Below are 24,455 nucleotides of genomic sequence, written 5' to 3'. Positions count from 1 at the left end.
CCGTCGCGCATCGAGCCACAATGCTGCTCTCAGGACTGCTGTTCTCTCTTCAGGCCCAGCACCTCCGCCGCCGCGAACGTCTCCCCCTCCGGCCGGTCCGCGAAGTGGGCGCCCAGAACGGTGTCCAGCTCCTCGAAGCCGAACGTGTCGCCCTTGCTGTCGAACTTCGCCCGCACCCGGGGCCGTTCGACCACCGCGACCATCCCGCCGTGCACGACGAGCAGCTGCCCGTTGACACGGGCGGCGGCCGGTGACGCCAAGTACCCGACGAGCGGGGCCACATGCTCGGGCGCGAGCGGGTCGAGCCCCTCGGCGGGCTGCTCGAGCCCGGCGAAGACGTCCTCGGTCATCCGGGTCCGGGCGCGCGGGCAGATCGCGTTGACCGTCACCCCGTACTTGGCGAGGGCCAGCGCGCTGGACGTCGTCAGGCCGACGATCCCGCCCTTCGCCGCCGCGTAGTTGGGCTGCCCGGCCGATCCGGCGAGGAACGCCTCCGACGAGGTGTTCACGATCCGCCCGTATACCGGGGCGCCCGCCGCCTTGGACCGCTCCCGCCAATGGGCGGCGGCGAAGCGGGTGGTGTTGAAGTGGCCCTTGAGGTGGACCCGGATCACCGAGTCCCACTCCCCCTCCGCCATCGAGAAGACCATGCGGTCACGGAGGATGCCCGCGTTGTTGACCACGACGTCCAGTCTGCCGAACCCGGCGATCGCCGCCTCGACCAGGTCACGGGCCTGCCGGAAGTCGGAGACGTCGCCCGTGTGGACGAGGGCGGTGCCGCCCGCCGCCCGGATCTCGTCCGCGACCTCCTCGGCCGGGGCGGCCGACGCCTCGCCGGAGCCGTCGCGCCCGGGCTGCCCGTAGTCGTTGACGACGACCGCCGCGCCCAGCCGGGCCAGCTCCAGCGCCTCGGCCCGGCCGAGCCCGCGCCCGGCACCGGTGACGATCGCCGTGAGCCCCTCCAACGGCAGTGACAGCTGCGCCCTCTGCGTCATCCGCGCCATCCGTGGGTCCGCCCCTCAGATCTCTATGCAGGTGCGCAGGGCCGTCCCCGTGCGCATCTGGTCCAGGGCCTCGTTGATCTCGGCGAGCGGAACGCGGTGGGTGATGAGCCCGGCGAGGTCGATCCGGCCGGCCCGCCACAGGGCGATGGTCCGCTCGTAGGAGGTCAGGACGTCTCCGCCGCCGTACATCGAGGGCAGTATCCGCTTCTCGTCGAAGAACAGCTCGAACATGTTGAGCTGGAGGTGGTCGTCCATGGCGCCCGCGCCGACGACGACGAGGGTGCCGCCGCGCCGGGTGTTCTCGTAGGCGGTGCGGGCGGTGGTGGAGCGGCCGACGACCTCGAAGACGTAGTCGAAGCCCTCACCGCCGGTGACCTCCTGCTTCGCGCCGGGCAACTCGTCGGGCGAGACCGCCCGCGTGGCCCCGAATCTGAGCGCGGACTCACGGCGGGAGGCGACCGGGTCGACGGCGACGATCTCGGCGGCGCCCTTGAGCCGGGCCCCCTGCACGGCGGAGATGCCGACCCCGCCGCAGCCGATGACGGCGACCGACGAACCGGCCTCCACATCGGCGGTGTTGAGCGCGGCGCCCAGGCCCGTGGTCACCCCGCAGCCGATCAGGGCGGCGATGTCGAAGGGCACGTCGTCCGGGATCGGGACCGCGCAGCCCGCGTCCACGACGACCTCCTCGGCGAAGGTGCCGGTGCCGGCGAAGCCGAAGACATCCCCGCCGGGACGGCGGAAGTTGGGGGTTCCGGCGTTCATGAACCCGGCCAGGCACAGCTCGGTCTGGCCGCGCTTGCAGGCGGGGCAGGCGCCGCAGGCGGGCAGCCAGCAGACCACCACCCGGTCACCCGGCTTCACCCGGGTGACGCCCTCGCCCACCTCCAGGATCTCGCCCGCGCCCTCGTGTCCGGGCACGAACGGCGCGGGCTGCGGCAGCACCCCGCCCATCGCGGAGAGGTCCGAGTGGCACAGCCCGGTGGCCCGGACCCGGATCCTGACCCGGCCGGGGCCGAACCCGACCGCCTCGACGTCGTCGAGGACCTCCAGCTTGTCCTGGCCGATCTCGTGCAGTACGGCTGCGCGCATGGTGCGGCTCCCCTCGGGGCATCCAGGGTTCAGGTTCAGTTCGGTTCAGGTCAGGCAGGTCAGGCAGGTCAGGTCAGGTCAGGTCAGGAGTGTTCGACGATCGTGTCTGCGAGGACGGCGGCGTCGTCGCGCTCGACGGCGCTCACCGCCACCCGCACCTCGCCCTGCCCGCGCCACATCCGGATGCGCAGGGTCTCGCCGGGGAAGACGACCCCGGCGAAGCGGGTGGTGTACGACCGCACCCGGCTCACGTCCCCGTCCAGCAGGGTGTCGACGACGGCCTTGAGGGTGATCCCGTAGGTGCACAGGCCGTGCAGGATGGGCCGGTCGAACCCGGCGCGCTTGGCGAACTCGGGGTCGGCGTGCAGCGGGTTGTAGTCGCCGGAGAGCCGGTAGAGCAGCGCCTGGTCCTCGCGCACGGCCCGCTCGACGGTCCGGTCCGGCTCCCCGACGGGCGCGTCGAGGCGTCCGGACGGCCCCCGGTCGCCTCCCCAGCCGCCTTCTCCCCGTACGAAGATCTGGGCGTCGTTGGTCCACAGCGGGCCCTCGGCGTCGGCGACCTCGGTGCGCATGACCAGGACGGCGGCCTTGCCCTTGTCGTACACGGCGGCGATCCGGCCCGTCGCGGTGGCGGCGCCCTCGGTGGGCAGGGGGCGGTGGATCTCCAGGCGCTGGCCGCCGTGCAGGACGCGGGCGAGGTCGACGTCGACGCCCGGCATGGACAGTCCGCTGATCACACCGGGCGAGCCGGAGCCCGCGACGGTGGCGAAGCTGGGCAGGACGTGCAGGCGCGACTCCAGGGTGTACCGCAGCTCGTCGGGGTCGGTGGCGGGGATTCCGGCGCCGATCCCGAGGTGGTAGAGCTGGACGTCCTTGCGGGTCCAGGAGATCCCGCCGGACCGGGGTTCGGCGGCAAGGGCCTTGGCTGCGTCGATGGGCATGGGGCTCCTGTGTGTCCGTGGAGGGCACGGTGGTGACTCTGGAGGGCACGGAACTGTCAAGACCTCGGTGCGACCGTCCGCACCGATCGGGCGCACCGAGGCCGTCGCTCGCCGATCTAGAACGCGTTCCAGTCCGGCGCCTTTTGTATAGCCCAGGGCTCGACAGTTGTGAAGGCTCCTGACGGTGTGTCAGAGACGGGGGCCGGAGACGGGCGGGGCGGTCCGCGGGGGCGGTCTCCTGGGGCGGTCTTCCGGGGCTATGACAGTTGTACCGGTGGACCGGTGACATCCCGATCTGCCGGAGCGCCGCCCGAGGCCGTAGCGTCGAGAACGTGGGCACCGCTGGAACGGGGGCAGCAGAGATGACGAGGTCGACACGGAGTGAGCGCCGGTCCGAGTGGTGGCGTGCGCTCGCCGGCCGCCGGGAGACCTGGCGTGCGCAGGTGCGGCGGAACAGGGAGCGCCGCCGGGCGTGCAAGGAGGCCGAGCCCCCGGGCCCGCCGCCGCACCCCTTCGCCCTGCTGCCGTGGCTGCTGCTGGGCATGGGCGCCTTCTCCAACCTCTTCCAGGGCGAGACCCCCAACCCGTGGCTCGGCGGCCTGGGCGTGCTCACCTTCAACTCCTGCTACATCTACGTCGCCGTCCGCGCCTTCGTGAAGGAGAAGCGGGAGTCGGTCTCCACCCGGGTGGCGCTGGCCCTCATGGCGCTGGTGACCATCGGGCTCGCCCTCGGCTACGGCGGCAGCTGGGTGCTGTTCTTCCCGCTGCTCGGCCTCGCCACGGGCGCCTCCCTGCGCGGCCGGCCGCTGAGGATCGCCGGGGTGGTCCTGGCCGTCGTGGCGGGCGCGGTCGCCTTCCACCACAAGGGCTGGGGCGGTCTGGACACCGCGTACGCCACCTGGATCTCGACGATCGTGACGGCCGTGATCCTGAGCCTGTCGGAAGCCGTCCGGGAGCTGCGGGCGGCGCGCGAGGAGCTGGCCCGTCAGGCGGTGGACCAGGAGCGGCTGCGCTTCTCCCGCGATCTGCACGATCTGCTCGGGCACACCCTCTCGGTGATCGTGGTGAAGTCGGAGGCGGCCCGCCGGCTGGCGCCCGCCCGGCTCGACGCGGCCCTGACCCAGATCGCGGACATCGAGTCGGTGGGCCGCCAGGCGCTGACGGAGATACGGGAGGCGGTCACCGGCTACCGCGAGGGCAGCCTCGCGACCGAGCTGGACCGGGCCCACTCCGCGCTGACCGCGGCGGGCGTCACACCGTCCGTGCACCGGTCGGGGGCGCCCGTGGAGCCGCAGACGGCGGCCCTGCTGGGCTGGGTGGTGCGCGAGGCGGTCACCAACGTGGTCCGGCACAGCGGCGCCACCACCTGCGAGATCACGGTGTCGGTCACGACGGAGCGGGTCTCCCTCACGGTCACGGACAACGGCACGGGCGCCGCCATCGCAACCGACGGCTGCGAAACCGACGGCACCGGTACGGGTACGGCCGCCACCTGCGCCGTCCGCACAGGCACGGGCCTGACCGGCCTGCGCGAGCGCCTGGCGGCGGCGGGCGGCTCCCTGACGGCCGGCCCGGGCCGCCGGGGTGGCTTCACGGTCACCGCGGAACTCCCCGTGGAAACGGGGTTCACAGAGCCGGAGCGGCCGGACCCGGCGACCACTTCCTCCGCACCGGAGCGAACGCGGGGCACCGCCACCCCCATCACCGCCGAGCAGCCCCGAGGGGCCACCGCCCGGTCCGCAGCCGAGCCGCCGCGAGAGACCACGGCCCCGTCCGCAGCCGCGCAGCCGCAAAGGGCCACCCGCGCCACGGCCCCCGAGCCCGCGCGAGAACCCGCCGCCCCCTCCGGCGCCGCAGGGGAGGTGCCGTCGGTGCAGGCCGGCCCTACGCTTGGGCCGTGAACGACACGACCGGCGGCCGGCCCGTGAACGAGATGCCCCGCGACCGCCGTCCCGCCCGCTCCATCAGGGTCCTGCTGGCGGAGGACCAGGGCATGATGCGCGGGGCGCTGGCCCTGCTGCTGGGGCTGGAACCGGACATCGAGGTCGTCGCGCAGGTGGGCGCCGGGGACAGGATCGTGGACGCGGCGCTGGTCCACCGCCCCGATGTCGCCCTGCTCGACATCGAGCTGCCCGGCATGAGCGGCCTGGACGCCGCCGCGGTCCTGCGCGAGGAGGCGCCCGGCTGCCGGGTGCTGATCCTGACGACGTTCGGCCGGCCCGGCTATCTGCGCCGGGCGATGGAGGCCGGGGCCGCCGGGTTCCTGGTCAAGGACGGTCCCGTGGAGGAGCTGGCGGAGGCGATCCGCCGGGTGCTGACGGGCGAGACGGTCGTCGATCCGGCGCTCGCCGCGGCCGCGCTCAGCGTCGGCCCGAGCCCGCTGACCGCCCGCGAGTGCGACGTACTGAAGGCGTCGGCGGACGGGGCGACGGTCGCCGACATCGCGACGAGGCTGCACCTCTCGGAGTCCACCGTCCGCAACTACCTCTCCGCGGCCATCGGCAAGACGAACACCCGCAACCGCATGGAGGCCCTACGCGAGGCCCGCCGCCAGGGCTGGCTGTAGCGAACCGAAACCGCCGCGGGCCGGAAACTCCGGGGGCGGGGTCTGGGGGCGGTGGCGGGGGGCGGAGCCGCCGGGGCCAGGGCCGGACCGTCGAAGGCGGGGCGGCCGGGACCGCTGGGACGGCGAGGACCGGGGCCGTGGGCGGGGGGCGGGGGGGCAGAGCCGCCGGGGCCAGGGCCGGACCATCGGAGGCGGGGCGGCCGGGACGGCCAGGGCCGGGACCGCCGGGACGGCGAGGACCGGGGCCGTGGCCGGGGGGCGGGGGGGCAGAGCCGCCGGGGCCAGGGCCGGACCATCGGAGGCGGGGGGCCGGGACCGCCAGGGCCGGCACCACCGGAGCCGCCGCTACCGGAACCTCCAAGGCCGGGGCGAGGGGCGGAACCGCCGGGGCCAGGGCCAGACCATCGGAGGCAGGGCGGCCGGGACCGCCAGGGCCGGAGCCGCCGGAGCCGCCGCTACCGGAACCTCCGAGGCCGGGGCGAGGGGCGGAACCGCCGGGGCCAGGGCCGGACCGTCGGAGGCAGGGCGGCCGGGACCGCCAGGGCCGGCACCACCGGAGCCGGCAAGGCCGGGACCGCCGGGACCGCCAGGGCCGGACCGTCGGAGCCGGCAAGGCCGGGATCGCCGACCCCGGGAGTCAGATCCCGGTGCCGGTGCGTCGCAGTACCCGGAGTGAGCCGGTGTCGGAGATCTCGGTGAAGGCGCCGGAGGCCAGGGCGCGCAGGTAGACGCGGTAGGGGGCCTGCCCGGTGAACTCGTCGACGGGGTCGGGAAAGACGTCGTGGATGACGAGAAGGCCGCCCTCGGCGACATGCGGGGCCCAGCCCTCGTAGTCGGCGGTGGCGTGCTCGTCGGTGTGACCGCCGTCGACGAAGACGAGACCGAGGGGCGAGTTCCAGATCTTCGCGATCTGCGGGGAGCGTCCGACCAGGGCGACGACGTGCTCCTCCAGACCCGCCCGATGCAGCGTGCGGCGGAAGGCGGGCAGCGTGTCCATCAGCCCGATCTCGGGGTCGACGGTCTCCGGGTCGTGGTAGTCCCAGCCCGGCTGCTGCTCCTCACTGCCACGGTGATGATCGACGGTGAGCGCGAGGACCCCGGCCTGCCGGGCCGCGTCGGCCAGCAGGACGGTGGAGCGCCCGCAGTAGGTCCCGACCTCCAGCAGCGGCAGCCCGAGCCCCCCGGCTACGAGGGCAGCGGCGTACAACGCGAGCCCCTCGTCGGCAGGCATGAACCCCTTGGCCGCCTCGAACGCGGCGAGAATCTCGGGCTTGGGGGCGGCGGCAGGCATGGGGCGCATCCTCTCGGTCGTACGACGCTCTGGGCGCCCCATGCTCGCTCATCCGACAGGGAGTACGCCCAGCGCCCCCGAAGGGGCGCGGGGCTGTACTCATATGCGGCTCCGCCACGTGGGCGCGACAAGCCCCGACGGACCCGCACCCGCCGAACGCCGACGCCCCCGGCGCACCCGGCACCCAGCGGCTACGCAGTCACCGTCTCCCCCGGCAGCGAAAGATCCAGCTCGACCGCCCGCTCCTCACCATGGTGACGCGCGGACGAAGCGAGCGGCCCGTGCCCGAAGGCCTTGGCGGCGAGGACGTACGCCCCCTGGGCCGGCACGGTCAGCGCATAGCTGCCGTCCTCCCCCGAGACGGTGGCCCCCGCCTGCCGCCCCCGGTGGTCGATCAGCGTGACCGTGGCCCGCGCCACCGGCGCGCCTCCGGCGTCCAGCACCAGCCCCCGGAAGCCGCGCACCGCCTCCTCACTACTCGCCAGCAACTGCGGCGCCCGCTTCGCCTTCGGCAGCATCAGGGCGAAGAGCAGCCCGACGGCGACGGCGCCGGTGGCGATGAGGAAGGAGACCCGGAAGCCGTGCATGGTCGGGACGGCGACGCCGTTCACGTCGTTCGCCGTGTTGGCGAGCACCATGCCGATGACGGCGCTCGACACGGACGTACCGATGGACCGCATCAGGGTGTTGAGGCCGTTGGCGGCGCCGGTCTCGGAGGCCGGGACCGCGCCGACGATCAGTGCGGGCAGGGAGGAGTAGGCGAGGCCGATGCCCGCGCCGAGGACGACCGCGATGACGAGGCTCTGCCAGGCGGCGTCCATCAGGCCGAGGCCCGCGCCGTAGCCGACCGCGATGATCAGCATGCCGAGGATCAGGGTGACCTTGGGGCCGTACTTGGCGGACACGCGGGCGTAGACGGGCGCGGTGAACATCATCGTCAGGCCGAGCGGGGCGACCAGCAGTCCGGCGACGACCATGGACTGGCCGAGGCCGTAGCCGGTGGCGGTGGGCAGCTGGAGGAGCTGCGGAAGGACGAGCGAGACGACGTAGAAGCTGACGCCGACCATGATCGAGGCGAGGTTGGTGAAGAGGACGGCGGGACGGGCCGTCGTCCGCAGGTCCACCAGCGGGGCGGCGATGCGCAGCTCGTACACGCCCCACAGGACGAGGACGACGGCCGAGGCGGCGAACAGGCCGAGGGTGGTGCCGGAGGTCCAGCCCCAGTCGCTGCCCTTGGTGATCGGCAGCAGGAAGAGGACCAGCCCGGCGGAGAGGCCGAGCGCGCCCGGCAGGTCGAAGGAGCCCTCGGCGCGCATCGGGGACTCGGGGACGACGAGGAGGGTGAGGACGATGGAGAGGACGCCGAGGCCGGCGGCGCCGTAGAAGAGGGCGTGCCAGTCGGCGTGCTGGGCGACCAGGGCGGCGGCGGGCAGGGCGAGGCCGCCGCCGACGCCGATGGAGGAGCTCATCAGGGCCATGGCCGAGCCGAGCTTCTCGCGGGGCAGCATGTCGCGCATCAGCCCGATGCCGAGAGGTATCGCGCCCATCGCGAAGCCCTGGAGGGTGCGGCCCACGATCATCGGGAGCAGGGTGCTGGTGAGGGCGCTGACCAGGGCGCCGACGACCATCACGGCGAGGCTGAGGATCAGCAGGCGGCGCTTGCCGTAGAGGTCGCCGAGGCGGCCCATGATCGGGGTGGCGACGGCGCCGGACAGCAGGGTGGAGGTCAGGACCCAGGTGGCGTTGCTGGGCGCGGTGTCCAGCAGCTGCGGCAGGTCCTTGATGACCGGGACCAGCAGGGTCTGCATCACCGCGACCACGATGCCCGCGAAGGCGAGCACGGGGACGACGGCTCCGCTCGCTTCGCGGGTGGGCCGGTCGGTCGTGTGCGTCATGGGGTGGGGCCTCCGGGGCGGGATGTTCAGAGCTACATGGGAGCTGAACCTGTATGCATGGCTACATGGGGGCTGAACCTGTATGCATGGGCAACTATTCCGATACTTTGGCGTACTAACAATTTCTTTAGCTTCTCTTGGGAAACCGGCCTAGGCCCCCGGACCCTCGCGACACGGTCTCCGGCCCTATGCCGAAATCCCGATGCAAGGGGCACAAGCCGGTTGAGACCATGCCGCTCATGCTGAAGTCCGCCGACACCGCCCGCCCCCGGACGATCCTCCGCACCCCTGCCCCCGCCTGGCTGGTCGTGGCCCTGGCGTGTGCCGGCCAGTTCCTCGTCGTCCTGGACGTGTCCGTCGTGAACGTGGCACTCCCGTCGATCCGCGCGAACCTCGGCATGAGCCCGTCGGGACTGCAGTGGGTGGTGAACGCCTACGCCATCGCCTTCGCCGGTTTCATGCTGCTCGGCGGCCGGGCCGGCGACCTCTACGGCCGCAAGCGGATGTTCCTCACCGGGCTCGCCCTGTTCACGCTGGCCTCGCTGGCCGGCGGCCTCGCCCAGGAGGGCCCGCAGCTGCTGCTCGCGCGAGCCGTGCAGGGCCTGGGCGCGGCGGTCCTCGCCCCGTCGACGCTGACGATCGTCACCTCCGCCGTGCCCGAGGGTGCCGCGCGGGCACGGGCGATCGCCACCTGGACGGCGGTCGGCGCGGGCGGCGGGGCCGCCGGCGGACTGGTCGGCGGGGCGCTGGTGGACCTGATGTCGTGGCGCTGGGTGCTGCTGATCAACGTGCCCGTCGGGGCCGTCGTCCTGCTCGGCTCGCTGCGCGGCCTCACCGAGAGCCGGGCCGGGGACCGGCGACGGCTGGATCTCCCCGGGGCGCTCCTGGTCACCGCCGGCCTCGCCACACTGGCCTACGGCGTCTCCCGGACGGAGGCCGAGGGCTGGGCGGCGGCGGCGACCTTCGTCCCGCTGGCCGCCGGACTCGCCCTCATCGGGCTCTTCCTCGCCGTCGAGGCGCGCACGGCGGCCCCGCTGATGCCGCTCGGACTGTTCCGGCTGCGCTCGGTGTCCGCCGCGAACGCCGCGATGTTCCTGTGCGGCTCCGCGATGTTCTCGATGTGGTTCTTCATGACGCTGTACGCGCAGAACGTCCTCGGCTACGACCCACTGGAGGCCGGTCTCGCCCTGGTGCCGAGCTCTCTGGCCATCGTCCTCGGCTCCAAGCTCGCGCCCCGCCTGATGCGGACGGCCGGTGCGCGCACGGTGGCCGTGCTCGGCACGCTCGTCGCCACGGCCGGCTTCGGCTGGCAGTCGACGATGCGCGCGGACTCCGGGTACGTCAACGGGATCATGCTGCCCGGCGTGCTGATGATGCTGGGCGCCGGCCTGGCCTCGACCCCGCTCGCCGCGCTGGCCACCTCGGGAGCCGCCCCGGGCGAGGCCGGTCTGGTGTCGGGCCTGGTCAACACCTCCCGCACGATGGGCGGCTCGCTGGGCCTGGCGGTGCTCTCCACCCTCGCGGCGTCCCGCACCGGCGGCAGCGGTACGCCGCAGGCGCTGACGGCGGGGTACGCGCTGGCGTTCCGGACGGGGACGGGGGTGCTGCTGGTGGGGGTGGCGCTGATGCTGCTGTGGCTGCCTGGCTCACCGAAGGGCCCGAGCGCCTGGTCATCGGCCCTGCGGCCAGGACGGCCGGGCAGGTGATCCGGCGGAGGGGACGGGACAGAGCGGAGCGGCGGGCGGGCGCGGTTCCCGGGGCCGGGTGGGGGTGCCCGTTAGGGTGGCGGGCGTGTCCTACACCGGTCCGCACTCCGAGCCCTTCGGCCCCACCGACCCGTACGACCCCTACGGCTCCCCGCAGCCGCGCCGCTCCCCGCTGCGGCGCACGCTGACCGTGGCGCTGGCCGCGCTGGTGCCCGGGGCGCTGCTGGGATGGCTGGTGTACGAGGCGCTGGGCGGGTCCGGAAACGGCGGGAGCGGGGCGGCGGGGGCGGCCGCGACAGGCGCCGTCGGCTCGCCGTCCGACGGCACCCCCGACGACAAGGCCGGCACCCTCTCCGCTTCGGCGTCCGCCACCACCGCCCCCCTCAAGGGCAAGGTCGTCGTCATCGACCCCGGCCACAACGTCGCCAACGCCCAGCACACCGCGGAGATCAACCGCAAGGTGGACATCGGCACCAACCTCAAGGAGTGCGACACCACGGGGACGTCCACCAACGCGGGGTACAGCGAGGCGAAGTTCACGCTCGACGTGGCGCACCGGCTGCGGACGCTGCTGCAGGAGCAGGGCGCGACGGTGAAGCTGACCCAGGACGGGGACCGGCCGTTCGGTCCGTGCGTCGACGAGCGGGCCCGGATCGGGAACGCCGCGCACGCCGACGCGGTGGTGTCGATCCACGCGGACGGATCGGCGCAGGGCAACCGGGGTTTCCATGTGATCCTGCCGGGCCTGGTGCACGAGGGCGCCGCCGACACCCGGGCGATCGTCGCCCCCTCGAAGGAACTGGGGCAGCTGATCGCGGACGACTTCGCGCACAGCACCGGCAGTTCACCGTCCAACTACATCGGCGACGGCACCGGCCTCGACACCCGCAAGGACCTCGGAGGCCTCAATCTGTCGACGGTCCCCAAGGTGTTCATCGAGTGCGGCAACATGCGCGACACCAAGGACGCGGCCCTACTGACGAGCGGCGCGTGGAGACAGGAGGCGGCACTGGGCATCTCTGAGGGCATCGCAGGCTTCCTGCGCCGATAATCGCCGTCACGCGTGAGGACCTGCGCGGTCTCAATCTGTCAACGGTTCCGAGGGTGTTCATCGAGTACGGCACTATGCGCGATACCAAGGACACGGCACCGCTGACCAGCGGCGCCCGGGGGCAGACGGCGGCGCAGGGGATCTCTGAGGGAATCGTGAGTTTCCTGCGCGGGTAGTGATCAGCGCGAGGATCCCGGCGGACAGTCCGATCGCACGGGCGATAGTGTCGTCCCTGCGATCAGGGGGTTCCACGCGCTTCACACCGGGGCCCGAGGGCGGCATGGTGACAGCGACGCCTCTACCGGACGTACCGATGACGACGAGACGACTGACGAAGGACCTGAAGTGAATATCCGCTCCCTCACTCGGGGCGACGGCGTGGTGATCGGAGCAGCGGTGTTGCTGTTCATCGCGTCGTTCCTCGACAACTACTCGTACGACAACGCTCCCGACAGCCTCGACATCCCGAGCCTGTGGTCGAACGGACCGGTTCTCCTCGGTGTCGTCCTGGCGGGTTTCATCGGTGCCGCGCTCGTCGTCGTCTCCCGCGCCCTCCCGCAGCCGCGCAAGGTGGCCGGTCTGGAGCTGGGGCCCTTCGGCGTCGCGTTCGCACTGTTCGCCGCGTGGAGCGCCCTCGGCAACGTCATCGACCCGGTGGGCGGCCTGGACAACTTCGGCGGTGACAACTCCAGCGCCCCCAGCGCCGGCACGGGCCTGGTCATCGCCCTGATCGCCACCCTGCTGATGGCCGGCGCCGCCGTCGCCACCCCCCTCGTCCCCGCTCTCCAGGCCGGGCTCATCCCCGCGCCCAAGCCGCCGACGCCTCAGCCCTACGGTGCTCAGCCGCCCGCCGGTTACGGGTATCCGGGGGCGCAGCAGCCGGGCGGGTTCGGTGGGCAGCCGCAGCAGGGGCAGCCGTTCGGGGCGCAGCCGGGGCCGGCCGCGCAGCCGCCGGCGCCGGACTTCTCGCCGTTCTGGTTCGCGGTGCCGGTGCCGCGGCCGCTGTACGCGGAGGACGGTGCGCCGATGCCGATCGCGGAGTTGGCGCCGGGTACGTGGTACCTCGCGGTGGAGCAGGGCGCTCAGGGTCTCATCGCCCAGACGCAGGACGGCCGGCGTGGCGTGCTGCGGGACACCTCGGGTATCCAGCGCGGCTGAGCAAGCAGACGATTCGTACCGACGGCCCCTCGCCCTTCCGGGTGGGGGGCCGTTGTCGTACAGTCGCAGCCCGGTCCAGGATCTGACGGTTCGTCAGGAGACAGGAGGCAGATATGCGGCTCGGTCTCGCGCTCGGGTACTGGGGGCGCGGCCCCGCGCCCGGGCATGTGGAGCTGGCGCTGGAGGCGGAGCGGCTCGGGTACGGCTCGGTGTGGACGGCGGAGTCCTGGGGGTCGGACGCGTTCACCCCGCTCACCTGGATCGCGGCGCGGACCTCGCGGATCGGGCTGGGGACGGCCGTGGCGCAGATGGCGGCGCGCTCCCCCACGACGACCGCCATGCAGGCGCTGACGCTGGACCATCTGTCGGGCGGGCGGATGATGCTGGGGCTGGGGCTGTCGGGTCCGCAGGTCGTGGAGGGCTGGTACGGGCGGCCGTTCCCGAAGTCGCCGCTGACCGCGACCCGGGAGTACGTGGACGTCGTACGGCAGGTGCTGGCGCGGCGGGCGCCGGTGGAGCTGGAGGGGCGGTTCCATGCCCACCCGTACCGGGGGCCGGACGGGACGGGGCTGGGGCGGCCGTTGAAGTCGATCACCCATCCGCTGCGGGCGGATCTGCCGGTGCTGCTGGGGGCCGAGGGGCCGCGGAACGTGGCGCAGACCGTGCGGATCGCCGACGGGTGGCTGCCGTTGTACTGGTCGCCGGGCCGGCCGGACGCGTACGGGCCGGGGCTCGACGAGCTGCGGGACGGGTTCATGGTCGCGCCCCTGGTGCGGGCCCAGGTGTGCGCGGATGTCTCCGAGGGGCTGCTGCCGGTCAAGGCGATGCTCGGGTTCTACATCGGCGGCATGGGGCACGCGACCCGTAACTTCCACGCCGATCTGATGGGGCGCATGGGGTATGAGGAGGAGGCGCGGCGGATCCAGGAGCTGTTCCTCGCGGGGCGGCGGGAGGAGGCGGTGCTGGCGGTGCCCGACGCCTTCGCCGACGAGATCTCGCTGGTCGGGCCGCGGGAACGGATCGCGGAGCGGCTGGAGCCGTGGCGCAAGGGGCCGGTGACGGATCTGCTGGTCGTGGCCCCGGACCCGGAGACCCTGCGGGTGCTGGCCGACCTGAACGCCTGAAGGCCGGTGTGCTCAGAGGAAGATCGCGATCGGGTTCAGGGTGAGTTCGCCGCGTTCGCGGAGGGTGTCGCCGCCGCCGTCCGACTGCTGCGGCTCGGCCACGCCCGCCTTGACCAGGGTCTCGGCGTAGCCGCGGAACGTGCCGAGGACGAGGGGGGTGACGAAGGGCCGGACCGAGGCGACGGAACCTTCCTGCCGGTCGAGGACGAGCTTGTCGGCGGGCTGCCCGGACGGGAAGACGACGTCCAATGCCTTCAGGGACTGGGTGGCGATGCCGCGTGAGCCGAGCCGGTGGATGTCGACGCGGATGCCGTGCCGGAGCAGGAGCCGCCGTACCTCGGGGTCCTTGAAGAAGTCCGACTTGGAGGCCGTCTTGGCGTCGAGGGCGAGGGGCAGCGCGACGACGTACCGGGGCACCCGCCGGCGGCGTAATCGGCGGGTGGTGAGTCTCGGTTCCTCGATCGCGTGTCTTGCGGAGTCGGACAACGGCCCTCCTGCCGCTCAAGGGGGCAGGATCATCGGCGACCCCTTCGAACGGAGTCCCCCGGAAGGGTCAACTCCACGCCGAAGGGAGCGAAATGACGGTCCTTCGTGGGGCGGGTTTCGGACGCGCGGGAGCGGTAACCCGGTGTACATGTCCCGATATCGCAACGGCGCGAACCAGGCCGGCACCGTCATCGCGGTCGTGGCCGACGTGATGGCCCTGATCCTGGGCCTGTGGATCCTCATGTACCTGCTGGACGCCAACCGCGGCAACGAGTTCGTCCAGTTCATCCACGAGCTGGCCCGCTGGCTCGCCGGCTGGTCCCACGACCTGTTCACGTTCGACGAGGCGTGGGCGAGGGTGGTGGCGGGCTACGGTTTGGCGGCGGTGGTGTACCTGTTCATAGGACACGCCATAGCCAATCGAGTCCACCGCCACTGAAGGCGCCTCCGACAGGAGCGCCCCGTCAGGGGCGCGGGGCTGTGTCGATATGCGGCTCCGCCGCGTGGGCGCGACCAGCCCCGATGGCGCGTCACCCGCAGCAGTCCACCTCAAGCCCCCAGGGCAGCTGCTCCCCCCCGAACACCGCACAGGTGGCCTCATGCCCACCCAGCGCAGCCACCGCAAGCAGCAAGGACCCCGCAGTCCAAGTAGTCAGCTCCTGCGGCCATATCGCCTGGTCCTCGAAGACGAACCCGGTCCAGTACAGCCCCGACTCCGCGTCCCGCAGATGCTGAATGGACTGCAGGATCTCCAGCGCCCGGTCGGACTCCCCCATCGCCCACAGCGCCAGGGCGAGTTCGGCCGACTCCCCGCCGGTCACCCACGGGTTGGGCACGACACACCGCACACCGAGTCCGGGGACGACGAAGCGCTGCCAGTCCGCCTCTATACGGGACTTGGCCTCAGGGCCGGTCAACGCGCCGCCCAGCACCGGGTAGTACCAGTCCATGGAGTAGCGGTCCTTGTCGAGGAACCGCTCCGGGTGGCGCCGTATGGCGTGCCGCAGCGCGCCCGCGGCCAACTCCCAGTCCGGCTGGGGCTCTTCCCGCTGCTCGGCGATCGCCAGCGCGCAGCGCAGCGCCTGGTGGACGGAGGAGGAGCCGGTGAGGAGCGCGTCGGCGGTCGGGATGCCGTCGTCGCCCCGCCGCCAGCCGATCTGCCCGCCCGGCTGCTGGAGCCGCAGCACCCATTCGACGGCCGCGTAGACAGCCGGCCACATGCGGTCGAGGAAGGTGTCGTCGCCGGTGGAGAGGTAGTGGTGCCAGACGCCCACGGCGATGTAGGCGACGAAGTTGGACTCGCGGCCGGTGTCGGTGACGTCGTCGAAGGCGCCGTCGGCGTAGGCGGCGTACCAGGAGCCGTCCTCGTTCTGGTGCCGGGCGAGCCACAGGTAGGCGCGCTCGGCGGCCTCGTGCTCGCCGGCCGCGTCCAGGGCCATCGCGGCCTCGGTGTGGTCCCACGGGTCGAGGTGATGGCCCCGGAACCACGGGATCGCGCCGTCCTCCCGCTGTACGGCGAGGATGCCGGCGACGGTCGCGGCGGCCTGCTCGGCGGTGAGGACCCCGGGCAGGACGAGGTGTTCTGTCCGGGGGGTCGTCACCGGGCGGCCGCCTCGACGTCGGTGCGGGGCAGGTGCGGCTTGGTGGCGTAGGCGACGAAGCTCTTGCCGATGAGCGGGTTCAGCGCCTGCTCGGCGACCCGGGTGGCCAGCGGCTTCTTCATGATGTCCCAGACCAGCAGCTGGTGGTACGCCCGTACCGGCAGCGCCTTGTCGTTGTCGACGCCGAACGCGCACTTCAGCCACCAGTACGGCGAGTGCAGCGCGTGGGCGTGGTGGGTGCCGTACGGCTTGAGTCCCGCCTCGCGGATCTTCGCCAGCAGTTCGTCGGCCTTGTAGATGCGGATGTGGCCGCCCTCTACCTCGTGGTAGGCGTCGGAGAGCGCCCAGCAGACCTTCTCGGGGCCGTAGCGGGGCACGGTGATGGCGATGCGGCCGCCGGGCTTGAGCACCCGGACCATCTCCGCGAGCACGCCCTTGTCGTCGGGTATGTGCTCCATGACCTCGGAGATGATGACGACGTCGAAGGACTCGTCGGGGAAGGGCAGGGCGAGGGCGTCGCCCTCCATGGCCGTGGCGGTGGCGCCTTCCGGCGCCTCCCCGGCCTCCTTCATCGCGGCGAACCACTTGGCGACCTCGCGGATCTCCTCGCCGTTCTGGTCGAGGGCCACGACCTGGGCGCCGCGTCGGTAGCACTCGAAGGCGTGCCGGCCGGCGCCGCAGCCGAGGTCCAGGACTCGGTCGCCCGGGGCGAGCGGGAACCGGGAGAAGTCGACGGTCAGCACGTGGCCCTGCTTTCGCGATCGGATGCTCGGTTTACGACGTCAACATCTTGGGGCACCCCGGTCGCCGGCCGGTGGGCACCCCCGGCTATCGCCTCGCGGTAGCGGGCCACGGTTCCCTCGGCGGCCCGTGCCCAGGTGAAGTTGCGCAGCACACGGTCGCGTCCGGCCGCGCCGAGGCGGGCGCGCAGGTCGGCGTCGCCGAGGAGCCGGCCGAGGCCCGCCGCGAGCGCTCCCGCGTCGCCCGGCGGGACGGCGAGGCAGGTCTCGCCGTCGCGTCCGGCGACCTCGGGGATGGCGCCGCCGGTGGTGGCGAGGAGCGGGGTCCCGGTGGCCATGGCCTCGGCGGCGGGCAGGCTGAAGCCCTCGTACAGGGAGGGCACGCAGGCGACCTGTGCCGAGCGCACCAGGTCGACGAGTTCGGCGTCGGAGATGCCCTTGACGAACTCGACGGCGCCTTCGAGGCCGTAGCGTTCGATCGTCTGGGCGACGGGCCCCTCGGCGGGGCGCCTGCCCACGACGACGAGGTGGGCGTCGGGGTGCTCGGTGCGCACCTTCGCGAGCGCCTCGACGAGGAAGACCAGGCCCTTGAGAGGGACGTCCGCGCTGGAGGTCGTGACGATCCGGCCGGGCACGACGGGCACGGACGGGTCCGGGCAGAACAGGTCGGTGTCGGCGCCGATGTGGACGACGTGGATCCGGTCGTCGCGGACGCCGAGGTGGTCGACGATCTCCTTGCGGGAGGTGCCGGAGACGGTGAGCACCGACGGCAGCCGTCGGGCGACGCGCTTCTGCATCCGGGTGAACGCGTACCAGCGGCGCTTGGACAGTCGCTGCTGCCAGCTGTCCGCGGCGTCGAGCTCCAACTGCCGGTCCACGGTGATGGGGTGGTGGATGGTGGTGACGAGAGGAGCGCCCACGTCACCCAACAGCCCGTAGCCGAGGGTCTGGTTGTCGTGCACGACGTCGAACTCACCGCGCCGGGCGCGCAGATGACGGCGGGCGCGCAGGGAGAAGGTGAGCGGCTCGGGGAAGCCGCCGGTCCACATGGTGGCGACCTCGAGGGCGTCGATCCAGTCGCGGTACTCGTCGCGCCCGGGGGTCCGGAAGGGGTCCGGGGAGCGGTAGAGGTCGAGGCTGGGCAGCTCGGTCAGGCTCAGGCCGTCGTAGCCCTCGTCGAGTACGGGGTACGGCTGTGAGCCGATGACCTCGACGCGGTGGCCGAGCCGGACCAGTTCACGCGACAGGTGCCGTACGTAGACGCCCTGGCCGCCGCAGAACGGGTTCCCCTTATAGGTGAGGAGCGCGATGTCGAGCGGTCGCCCGCCGTCAGCGGCGAGGTCATGTCGGGACCCCGCCTGACTGGCCTCAGCGGTCACTCCGGGCCCCCTTCTGCCTGCACTGTCCCGCGAGATTACGACGAGACGCTAATCTAGAACAAGTTTCAGACTTGATCGTTCGGGAGGCTCCGAATCTACCGGCTGGTAGGGGTGCCGGGAGAAGTGGATCAGGTGATTCACGCCACGGCTCACCGCGCCCCGGCGGCCCTGCCATGCTGTGTGATCACCGACCCTCACCGACTGTCACGGAACGGAACGGGACCCCATGCCTGCGCAAGACTCCCCCCAGCGCCCGGCCTCCTCCCCCCTCACGGAGCGGCAGGAGGCCCGCCGCCGGCGCATCCTGCACACGAGCGCGCAACTGGCGAGCCGGGGCGGCTTCGACGCGGTGCAGATGCGGGAGGTCGCGGAGTCCTCGCAGGTCGCGCTCGGCACGCTGTACCGGTACTTCCCCTCCAAGGTGCATCTGCTGGTCGCCACCATGCAGGACCAGCTGGAGCACATGCACGGCACGCTCCGCAAGAAGCCGCCGTCCGGGGAGCGCCCGGCGGAGCGGGTCGCGGAGACCCTGATGCGCGCCTTCCGGGCCCTGCAGCGCGAGCCTCATCTGGCCGACGCGATGGTCCGCGCGCTCACCTTCGCCGACCGCAGCGTCTCCCCCGAGGTCGACCAGGTCTCCCGCCAGACGACGGCGATCATCCTCGACGCGATGGGCCTGACCGACCCCACCCCCGAGCAGCTGTCGGCGGTCCGCGTCATCGAGCACACCTGGCACTCGGCCCTGATCACCTGGCTCTCGGGCCGCGCGTCCATCGCCCAGGTACGGATCGACATCGAGACGGTGTGCCGCCTGATCGACGTGACGGACCCGGGGCGGGCCTCGGGCTGATCAGCGCAGGTCACGCAGGAGGAGGCGGGCCGGCCCGTCGGACTCCCCGCACGCCGCACCGTGCAGGTCCAGCGAGCCCGGGTCGGCGGTGATCGCCGCGCCGGGGGCGAGAGACGCCTCGTCGAGCTCGAAGACCGTCCGCGTGCCCGACCCGGTCGGCGGGGTGAACCGCTCCGGCTCCCCCAGCGGCCGGCCGCCAGCTCCTGACGGAAGCCGAGGCCGTCCCGCCAGACCTCGACCACCGTGCGCGCGCTCACCACGGACGCCGCCCAGCCGCACCAGCGATACGGGCCGATCAGTGAGCCGAAGCCCGGGCGCGGCGCTCCGTCCGTCCCCAGCGCCTCGGACGCGTCGTCGACGACGGTGAAGGCGAGGTCGCCGAGGATCTCCGCCTCGACGCGCAGGGCGTGCACGGGGGCGACCGCCGTGGCCGGGTGCAGCGACCAGCCCACCACCTGGGCGAACGCCCGTGTGGGCAGCTGCGGACTGTCCAGCCCGACGCCGAAGTACATGCCCGGCGTCCGGCGCACGGCCTCGCCGCCCTCGACGACCCGGATGTCGGCCGCGCCGTACCGCTGCTCGTGCTCGGTCATGGCCGCAGGCCAGGCCACGCACCGGCACGCGAAAACCTACGAGACGGGTTCCCTTCGCCGGCATGGTCCGGATCAGGTGTTGGGGGTCGCCTTCCGGCCCGACTGCTGCCTTCCGGCCTCTCAGCCCTACCGTCGACGTCGGCCTCAGCGGATGCCTTCGCGTCGCGCTGCGGTCGGCTACTCCGGTCGGACTCCCTCACTCGCCTCGTAGGCCAATAACAGGATAAGACGGACAGAAGCGGATGGAACCCCCTGAGGGGAAGATTTTTCCGTCCTTTCGGGAGTCGGCTTCTCCGCTCCTTCGGGAGTCTCAGTCCTCCGGAGGGAACACCGCCTCCCCACTGTCCAGCAGGGTGATCGCGATCGCCTCCACGGGGCAGCTCTCCGCCGCCGTCAGCACCCGCTCGTTCGCGTCCGCGTCCGGGGCGACCGGGTGGGACTGGCGGGCGGTGTCGAGGCGGAAGCCGTCCGGGGCGTGGTGGATGCACTGGGCCGAGCCGATGCACAGCGAGCGGTCGACCTCCACGTGCCAACGGTCCCCCATGGCCCTCTCAGCCTTCCCAGCCCGCCGGCAGATGGATCATCTTGTGCTCGAGGTACTCGCCGTAGCCCTCGGGCCCGAACTCCCGGCCCAGTCCGCTGTTCTTGTAGCCGCCGAACGGGCCGAGCATGTCGAGGCTGAAGGTGTTGACGGAGTACGTCCCCGTACGGACCTGCCGGGCGATCCCGATGCCGTGCGCCACGTCCGCCGTCCACACGCTGCCGCTCAGCCCGTAGTCGGAGTCGTTGGCGATCTTCAGGGCCTCGGACTCGTCGCCGTAGGGGAGGAGGCAGATCACCGGGCCGAAGATCTCCTCGCGGGCGATCCGCATGGAGTTGTCGACGTCGCCGAAGAGGGTCGGCTCGACGTACCAGCCGCGCTCCAGGCCGGCCGGGCGGCCGCCGCCCGTCAGAACCTTCGCGCCCTCCTCCTGGCCGATGCGGATGTAGTCGAGGTTGCGGCGCTGCTGCCGCTCGGCCACCAGCGGGCCCACCTGGGTGGCCGGGTCCAGCGGGTCGCCGACGACGAGGGCGCTCGCGGCGGCGGCGAAGGCGTCGGCGAACTCGTCGTAGCGCGAGCGCGGCAGCAGGATGCGGGTCTGGGCCACACAGGCCTGCCCGTTGTTCATCCAGGCGGCCGGGACGATCCCGGCGACCGCGGACTCCAGGTCGGCGTCCGGCAGCACGATCGCGGCCGACTTGCCGCCGAGTTCCAGCGTGACGCGGGTGAGGTTGCGGGAGGCCACCTCCATGACCCGCCTGCCCGCCGCGACCGAGCCGGTGAAGGAGACCTTGTCGACGCCGGGGTGCCCGACCAGGTACTCGCTGACCTCGCGGTCCGCCGGCAGGATCGACAGCACCCCCTCCGGCAGCCCGGCCTCGCGCGCGATGTCCGCGAGGAGGTAGGCGTCCAGCGGCGACTCCGGCGACGGCTTGAGGATCACCGAGCAGCCGGTGAGCAGCGCGGGCGCGAGCTTGGCGGCGGCGACGAACTGCGGCACGTTCCAGGGGACGACGGCCGCGACCACGCCCACCGGCTCGCGCCGCACGAGGATCTTCCCGAGCACGCCGTCGCGGCGCTCCTCGTAGGTGAAGTTCCGGGCGACGGTGATCGCCGCGTCCCAGACCATCATCGCGCCGAGGGCCTGGGCGAGGACGCTCCAGGAGTACGGGGAGCCGTTCTCGGAGGAGATCACGCGGGCGATCTCCTCGTGGCGCATCGCGATGCCGTCCTTGATCCGGCTGACGACCGCGATCCGCTCGTCGAGGGAGAGCCGTGACCAGGGCCCCTCGTCGAAGGCCCGCCGGGCGACGGCGACGGCCCGGTCCACATCGGCCGCCGAGGCATGCGGCACCCGCCCGATGACCTCCTCGGTGTGCGGCGAGATCACCTCGATGACGGCATCGCCGAGGGGATCCGTCAACTCTCCGCCGATGAACAGCTTTCCGTGTTCCACGAGCTCAGCCATGGCCACTGCCTTCGTCCGCATCATTTCTGACGGTGTTTCAGAAACTGATACCAGTTCTAGTTATAGTGGGCAATGGCCATGGATCGGCCGGGGGACGGAGGGCAGATGGCGGTGGCGTTCGATCATGGTGGGGGTGTGCGGTCGCTGCGGGTGCCGATTCCGGACAATCCGCTGGGGTTCACGCTGGTGTATGTCGTGGACACCGACCGGGGGCCGGTGCTGGTCGACACGGGGTGGGACGATCCGGCGTCGATGGACGCGCTCGTCGACGGGCTCGCTGCCTGCGGTACGGCCGTGTCGGAGGTGCACGGGGTCGTCATCACGCACCACCATCCCGATCACCACGGGCTTTCGGGCAAGGTGCGGGAGGTGTCCGGGGCGTGGGTGGCGATGCACGCGGCGGACGCCTCGATCGTGCGCCGGGCGCGCGAGACCCGTACCGAGCGCTGGTATGCGTACATGGCGGACAAGCTGGCCGCGGCCGGCGCCCCCGAGGAGCACATCGCGCCGATGCGGACGGCCCGGCGGCGTACGCTGCCCGGGCTTTCGCCTGCGCTGCCCGACCGGGAGATCGTCCCCGGTGAGCTTCTCGAACTGCCCGGTCGCCGGCTGCGGGCGATCTGGACGCCGGGCCACACCCCAGGCCATGTCTGCCTCCACCTGGAGGAGGAGCACCCGGCCGGGCTCCCCGGCCACGGCCGGCTGTTCTCCGGGGACCATCTCCTCCCCGAGATCAGCCCCCACATCGGCCTCTACGAGGACCCCGACGACACCACCGTCACCGACCCCCTCGGCGACTACCTCGACTCCCTAGAACGCGTCGGCCGCCTCGCCCCCGCCGAGGTCCTCCCGGCCCACCAGCACCCCTTCACCGACGCCCCGTCCCGGGTACGGGAGCTGCTCACCCACCACGAGACCCGCCTCACCGGCCTCCTCACCCTGCTCGCCACCCCCCTCACCCCCTGGCAGCTCGCCGAGCGCATGGAGTGGAACCGCCCCTGGGAGCAGATCCCCTACGGTTCCCGGACCATCGCCGTCTCGGAGGCGGAGTCCCATCTGCGGCGCCTGGTGAAGCTGGGGCGGGCGGAGGCGGTGCCGGGGAGCGATCCCATGACGTACGTGGCCACCTAGGGAAAGCCGGGGGCGCGCAGGAGCGGTGCCGTTCACGGGAGGGAACCGCTCCGTTCACGCCGTGGGCCTACGGTGCTGCCACCTCTGTCCCGGACCCCTAGGTGCCGTCACCCATGGACCCGATCGCGCAGCTTCTCGCCGAACGCGCCTGCCAGCGTCTGCTCCTCGACCTCGTCCGCCGCCTCGACCTCGGCGAACCCGGCTCCGTGGCCGAGCTGTTCACCGAGGACGGCGTCTGGACCTGGCCGGAGGGCGACCGGCTGGTGAAGGGGCGCGCCGCCCTGCGCGCCCACTTCGGCTCCCGCCCCGCCGACCGGCACGCCCGCCGGCTGATGGCGGACGTCCGGGTCCGGGTGACGTCCCCGGACACGGCGACGGCGACCTCGTACTTCACGACCTTCCGCGTGGAACCCGTCCCGGCCTTCATCCCCAGTCCGACCCCGGCTCCGGCCAAGGCCCCTGCCCCCGTAGGGATCGGCCACTACGAGGACACCCTGCGCCGCACCCCCGACGGCTCCTGGCTGCTCGAGGCCCGCACCCTGCGTCTGCCCTGCGACCGCCCCACACCCCGCCTCTGAAGCGCGTTCGCAGCCTTCTCCCACACGCTTCAGGGCAGGTCCCGGGCGGACAGCGACCGGATCAACTCCTCGGCCGCTGCCAGCAGTCCGACCTCCTCCCCGCTCATCGTCGGATTCGCCGCCCGCCGCCGCAGCGCCTCCGCCAGGCCCTTCTCGTCGAGCCCGGAAGGCCCGGAAGGGTCGAGCCCTGAAGGGTCGAGCCCCGAAGGGTCGGCGAGCAGCGCGGTCAGGGTCGCGCGGGCCACACCGGCGTACGGCTCGGCCGAGACGGCGGCCTGGGCGAGGATCACCGCGGACATGCCCCAGTCCAGGCCGGGATCGCCGTCCTCCGCGGTCCCCCAGTCGATGACCCGGGGGCCGTCGGCGGTGAGGATCACGTTCTCGGGGTGGAGGTCGAGGTGCAGGACGCGCACACCGGGCAGGGACGGGGAGCGGCCGGGTACGGCGTGCAGTGCGCGCAGCAGCCGGGCGAGGAGGGTGCCCGCCGCGGCGGCGTCCAGCGTGCCCGCCGCGAACGCCTGGAGCATCGTCGGCCCCTCCAGCCGCTCCATCACCAGGTCGGTGCGCGAGGCGGCGGTGCGTACGGCGGGCGCGGGATAGCCGTGCCGCCGTACGTGCTCCATGACCGCCGCCTCGGCGGCCGCGTCGCTCCAGCCCTCCCGGTCGCGGCGCAGCACCCACGCCCCGTCGATCTCGTACACGTCCGCCGTACGGCCGGAGCCGAGCAGTCTGCCCGGGACCGGCGCGCTCCCCGTAGTGGTCATGGCCAAAACCTAGCGGGGCGGGGCGAGCTGCGGCGCGGGTCTCACAGCCACCGTTCCTCATCAGTGAGCAGGAGTGAGTCTTGGACCCATGCCTGGTCACTGCGGACATCCCGAACGGTTCTGGTTGTCCTGGTCGCCCGTGTACTCGCCGCGTCCGACGGCACGGATCGGGTCCGTGGTCCGGGGATGCGGGGCGGGGTCCCTCACGCCCGGGGGGCACGCCGATCGGCCTGGACGGTCCGATGCCCGTGCACATCGCTCTGGTGTGCACGGGGCGGTGTCGTCCGTCGCCGGATCGGGTGCCCCTGGGCGCGTCGCCCGATCGCGATGCCCGCGGCATCGTGACGGGTCGTCTTGCGCGTCTTGCCGGTGAGGGGCTTTTGCCAGTGCTGGGCGCCCCGCTTGCTGGTGTAGGCCGGGTCCACGGCGATGACCGTGATACCGGTGGTATCGGCCATGGAGGTCAGGCGGGCGCGGAGCCTGCCGGTCGGCATGC

At 72.6% G+C, this 24,455-nt stretch carries 23 protein-coding genes and 2 pseudogenes; 11 read left to right on the top strand and 14 right to left on the bottom strand.

What is annotated here, in order from left to right:
• Positions 1-29: 29 nt before the first annotated feature.
• From ABZ464_RS39945 to ABZ464_RS39935, 3 genes are all read right to left on the bottom strand, one after another.
• Positions 30-995 carry a 3-oxoacyl-ACP reductase gene (locus ABZ464_RS39945; RefSeq protein WP_359286310.1) on the bottom strand — a complete coding sequence of 322 codons (966 nt, stop codon included), beginning with the start codon at positions 993-995 and terminating at the stop codon, positions 30-32.
• A 24-nt stretch (positions 996-1,019) separates the two neighbouring features.
• Positions 1,020-2,096 (bottom strand): Zn-dependent alcohol dehydrogenase, encoded by a 1,077-nt coding sequence (locus tag ABZ464_RS39940; protein WP_359286307.1) that lies wholly within the window; start codon positions 2,094-2,096, stop codon positions 1,020-1,022.
• An 83-nt stretch (positions 2,097-2,179) separates the two neighbouring features.
• Positions 2,180-3,037, bottom strand: a complete 858-nt coding sequence (locus ABZ464_RS39935) for a MaoC/PaaZ C-terminal domain-containing protein (RefSeq protein ID WP_359286304.1) — start codon at positions 3,035-3,037, stop codon at positions 2,180-2,182.
• 362 nt (positions 3,038-3,399) lie between these two features.
• Between ABZ464_RS39935 and ABZ464_RS39930 the strand changes: the two genes are divergently transcribed.
• Positions 3,400-4,938, top strand: a complete 1,539-nt coding sequence (locus tag ABZ464_RS39930; RefSeq protein WP_359286301.1) for a histidine kinase — start codon at positions 3,400-3,402, stop codon at positions 4,936-4,938.
• 32 nt (positions 4,939-4,970) lie between these two features.
• A complete protein-coding gene (locus ABZ464_RS39925) occupies positions 4,971-5,603 on the top strand; it encodes a response regulator transcription factor (protein ID WP_359286479.1) in 633 nt (210 codons plus the stop codon).
• 637 nt (positions 5,604-6,240) lie between these two features.
• On the opposite strand, the gene ABZ464_RS39920 is transcribed toward ABZ464_RS39925, so the two are convergent.
• Complete coding sequence (locus ABZ464_RS39920; RefSeq protein ID WP_359286298.1) at positions 6,241-6,894, bottom strand: class I SAM-dependent methyltransferase; 654 nt, start codon at positions 6,892-6,894, stop codon at positions 6,241-6,243.
• A 191-nt stretch (positions 6,895-7,085) separates the two neighbouring features.
• A complete protein-coding gene (locus tag ABZ464_RS39915; protein WP_359286295.1) occupies positions 7,086-8,789 on the bottom strand; it encodes an MFS transporter in 1,704 nt (567 codons plus the stop codon).
• Positions 8,790-9,028: 239 nt separating this feature from the next.
• On the opposite strand from ABZ464_RS39915, the gene ABZ464_RS39910 reads away from it, so the two are divergent.
• From ABZ464_RS39910 to ABZ464_RS39890, 5 genes and pseudogenes are all read left to right on the top strand, one after another.
• The gene (locus ABZ464_RS39910) at positions 9,029-10,495 is read left to right on the top strand and encodes an MFS transporter (protein ID WP_359286293.1); all 1,467 of its coding nucleotides are present in this window, start codon (positions 9,029-9,031) and stop codon (positions 10,493-10,495) included.
• Between the two features lie 172 nt (positions 10,496-10,667).
• Positions 10,668-11,546, top strand: coding sequence for an N-acetylmuramoyl-L-alanine amidase (locus ABZ464_RS39905; RefSeq protein WP_359286477.1), 879 nt, complete (start codon positions 10,668-10,670; stop codon positions 11,544-11,546).
• A 5-nt stretch (positions 11,547-11,551) separates the two neighbouring features.
• A pseudogene (locus ABZ464_RS39900) lies at positions 11,552-11,722 on the top strand (N-acetylmuramoyl-L-alanine amidase); the annotation flags it as partial.
• A gap of 169 nt (positions 11,723-11,891) precedes the next feature.
• Positions 11,892-12,704 (top strand): DUF5336 domain-containing protein, encoded by an 813-nt coding sequence (locus ABZ464_RS39895; protein WP_359286290.1) that lies wholly within the window; start codon positions 11,892-11,894, stop codon positions 12,702-12,704.
• Positions 12,705-12,817: 113 nt separating this feature from the next.
• A complete protein-coding gene (locus ABZ464_RS39890; protein WP_359286287.1) occupies positions 12,818-13,828 on the top strand; it encodes an LLM class F420-dependent oxidoreductase in 1,011 nt (336 codons plus the stop codon).
• A gap of 12 nt (positions 13,829-13,840) precedes the next feature.
• On the opposite strand, the gene ABZ464_RS39885 is transcribed toward ABZ464_RS39890, so the two are convergent.
• A complete protein-coding gene (locus ABZ464_RS39885; protein ID WP_359286284.1) occupies positions 13,841-14,314 on the bottom strand; it encodes a hypothetical protein in 474 nt (157 codons plus the stop codon).
• Positions 14,315-14,462: 148 nt separating this feature from the next.
• Between ABZ464_RS39885 and ABZ464_RS39880 the strand changes: the two genes are divergently transcribed.
• Positions 14,463-14,753: a hypothetical protein gene (locus ABZ464_RS39880; protein WP_359286281.1), complete on the top strand. Its 291-nt coding sequence runs from the start codon at positions 14,463-14,465 to the stop codon at positions 14,751-14,753.
• 91 nt (positions 14,754-14,844) lie between these two features.
• Here ABZ464_RS39880 and ABZ464_RS39875 read toward each other — a convergent pair whose 3' ends face one another.
• Genes ABZ464_RS39875 through ABZ464_RS39865 form a run of 3 tightly spaced genes read right to left on the bottom strand, consistent with a single transcriptional unit; the run spans position 14,845 to position 18,034 of the window.
• On the bottom strand, positions 14,845-15,915 hold the full coding sequence (locus tag ABZ464_RS39875) for a prenyltransferase (protein ID WP_359286278.1): 1,071 nt from the start codon (positions 15,913-15,915) through the stop codon (positions 14,845-14,847).
• A complete protein-coding gene (locus tag ABZ464_RS39870) occupies positions 15,912-16,658 on the bottom strand; it encodes a class I SAM-dependent methyltransferase (RefSeq protein WP_359286276.1) in 747 nt (248 codons plus the stop codon). The genes ABZ464_RS39875 and ABZ464_RS39870 overlap by 4 nt, the downstream gene beginning before the upstream one ends.
• On the bottom strand, positions 16,652-18,034 hold the full coding sequence (locus ABZ464_RS39865) for a glycosyltransferase family 4 protein (protein ID WP_359286273.1): 1,383 nt from the start codon (positions 18,032-18,034) through the stop codon (positions 16,652-16,654). Before ABZ464_RS39865 ends, ABZ464_RS39870 begins: the two co-directional genes overlap by 7 nt.
• A gap of 226 nt (positions 18,035-18,260) precedes the next feature.
• Between ABZ464_RS39865 and ABZ464_RS39860 the strand changes: the two genes are divergently transcribed.
• The gene (locus ABZ464_RS39860; RefSeq protein WP_359286271.1) at positions 18,261-18,884 is read left to right on the top strand and encodes a TetR family transcriptional regulator; all 624 of its coding nucleotides are present in this window, start codon (positions 18,261-18,263) and stop codon (positions 18,882-18,884) included.
• Here the strand turns inward: ABZ464_RS39860 and ABZ464_RS39855 are convergent, their stop codons facing one another.
• The 3 genes from ABZ464_RS39855 to ABZ464_RS39845 all read right to left on the bottom strand — a co-directional run bounded on the left by ABZ464_RS39855 (position 18,885) and on the right by ABZ464_RS39845 (position 21,486).
• Positions 18,885-19,163 carry a hypothetical protein gene (locus tag ABZ464_RS39855; RefSeq protein WP_359286269.1) on the bottom strand — a complete coding sequence of 93 codons (279 nt, stop codon included), beginning with the start codon at positions 19,161-19,163 and terminating at the stop codon, positions 18,885-18,887.
• A gap of 624 nt (positions 19,164-19,787) precedes the next feature.
• Complete coding sequence (locus tag ABZ464_RS39850) at positions 19,788-20,021, bottom strand: ferredoxin (protein ID WP_055635455.1); 234 nt, start codon at positions 20,019-20,021, stop codon at positions 19,788-19,790.
• 7 nt (positions 20,022-20,028) lie between these two features.
• Positions 20,029-21,486 (bottom strand): aldehyde dehydrogenase, encoded by a 1,458-nt coding sequence (locus tag ABZ464_RS39845; RefSeq protein ID WP_359286268.1) that lies wholly within the window; start codon positions 21,484-21,486, stop codon positions 20,029-20,031.
• A 105-nt stretch (positions 21,487-21,591) separates the two neighbouring features.
• Between ABZ464_RS39845 and ABZ464_RS39840 the strand changes: the two genes are divergently transcribed.
• Together ABZ464_RS39840 and ABZ464_RS39835 are read left to right on the top strand one after the other, a co-directional pair.
• Positions 21,592-22,617: an MBL fold metallo-hydrolase gene (locus ABZ464_RS39840; protein WP_359286265.1), complete on the top strand. Its 1,026-nt coding sequence runs from the start codon at positions 21,592-21,594 to the stop codon at positions 22,615-22,617.
• 113 nt (positions 22,618-22,730) lie between these two features.
• On the top strand, positions 22,731-23,195 hold the full coding sequence (locus tag ABZ464_RS39835; protein ID WP_359286263.1) for a nuclear transport factor 2 family protein: 465 nt from the start codon (positions 22,731-22,733) through the stop codon (positions 23,193-23,195).
• A 29-nt stretch (positions 23,196-23,224) separates the two neighbouring features.
• Here the strand turns inward: ABZ464_RS39835 and ABZ464_RS39830 are convergent, their stop codons facing one another.
• Together ABZ464_RS39830 and ABZ464_RS39825 are read right to left on the bottom strand one after the other, a co-directional pair.
• Positions 23,225-23,959, bottom strand: a complete 735-nt coding sequence (locus ABZ464_RS39830) for a phosphotransferase (RefSeq protein ID WP_359286260.1) — start codon at positions 23,957-23,959, stop codon at positions 23,225-23,227.
• 41 nt (positions 23,960-24,000) lie between these two features.
• Positions 24,001-24,455 (bottom strand): annotated as a pseudogene (locus ABZ464_RS39825) (IS200/IS605 family accessory protein TnpB-related protein); the annotation flags it as partial.

Source organism: Streptomyces sp. NPDC005820, assembly GCF_040630255.1.
In the GTDB taxonomy this organism is placed as follows: domain Bacteria; phylum Actinomycetota; class Actinomycetes; order Streptomycetales; family Streptomycetaceae; genus Streptomyces.
This window is presented reverse-complemented; position numbering and strand designations above follow the sequence as displayed.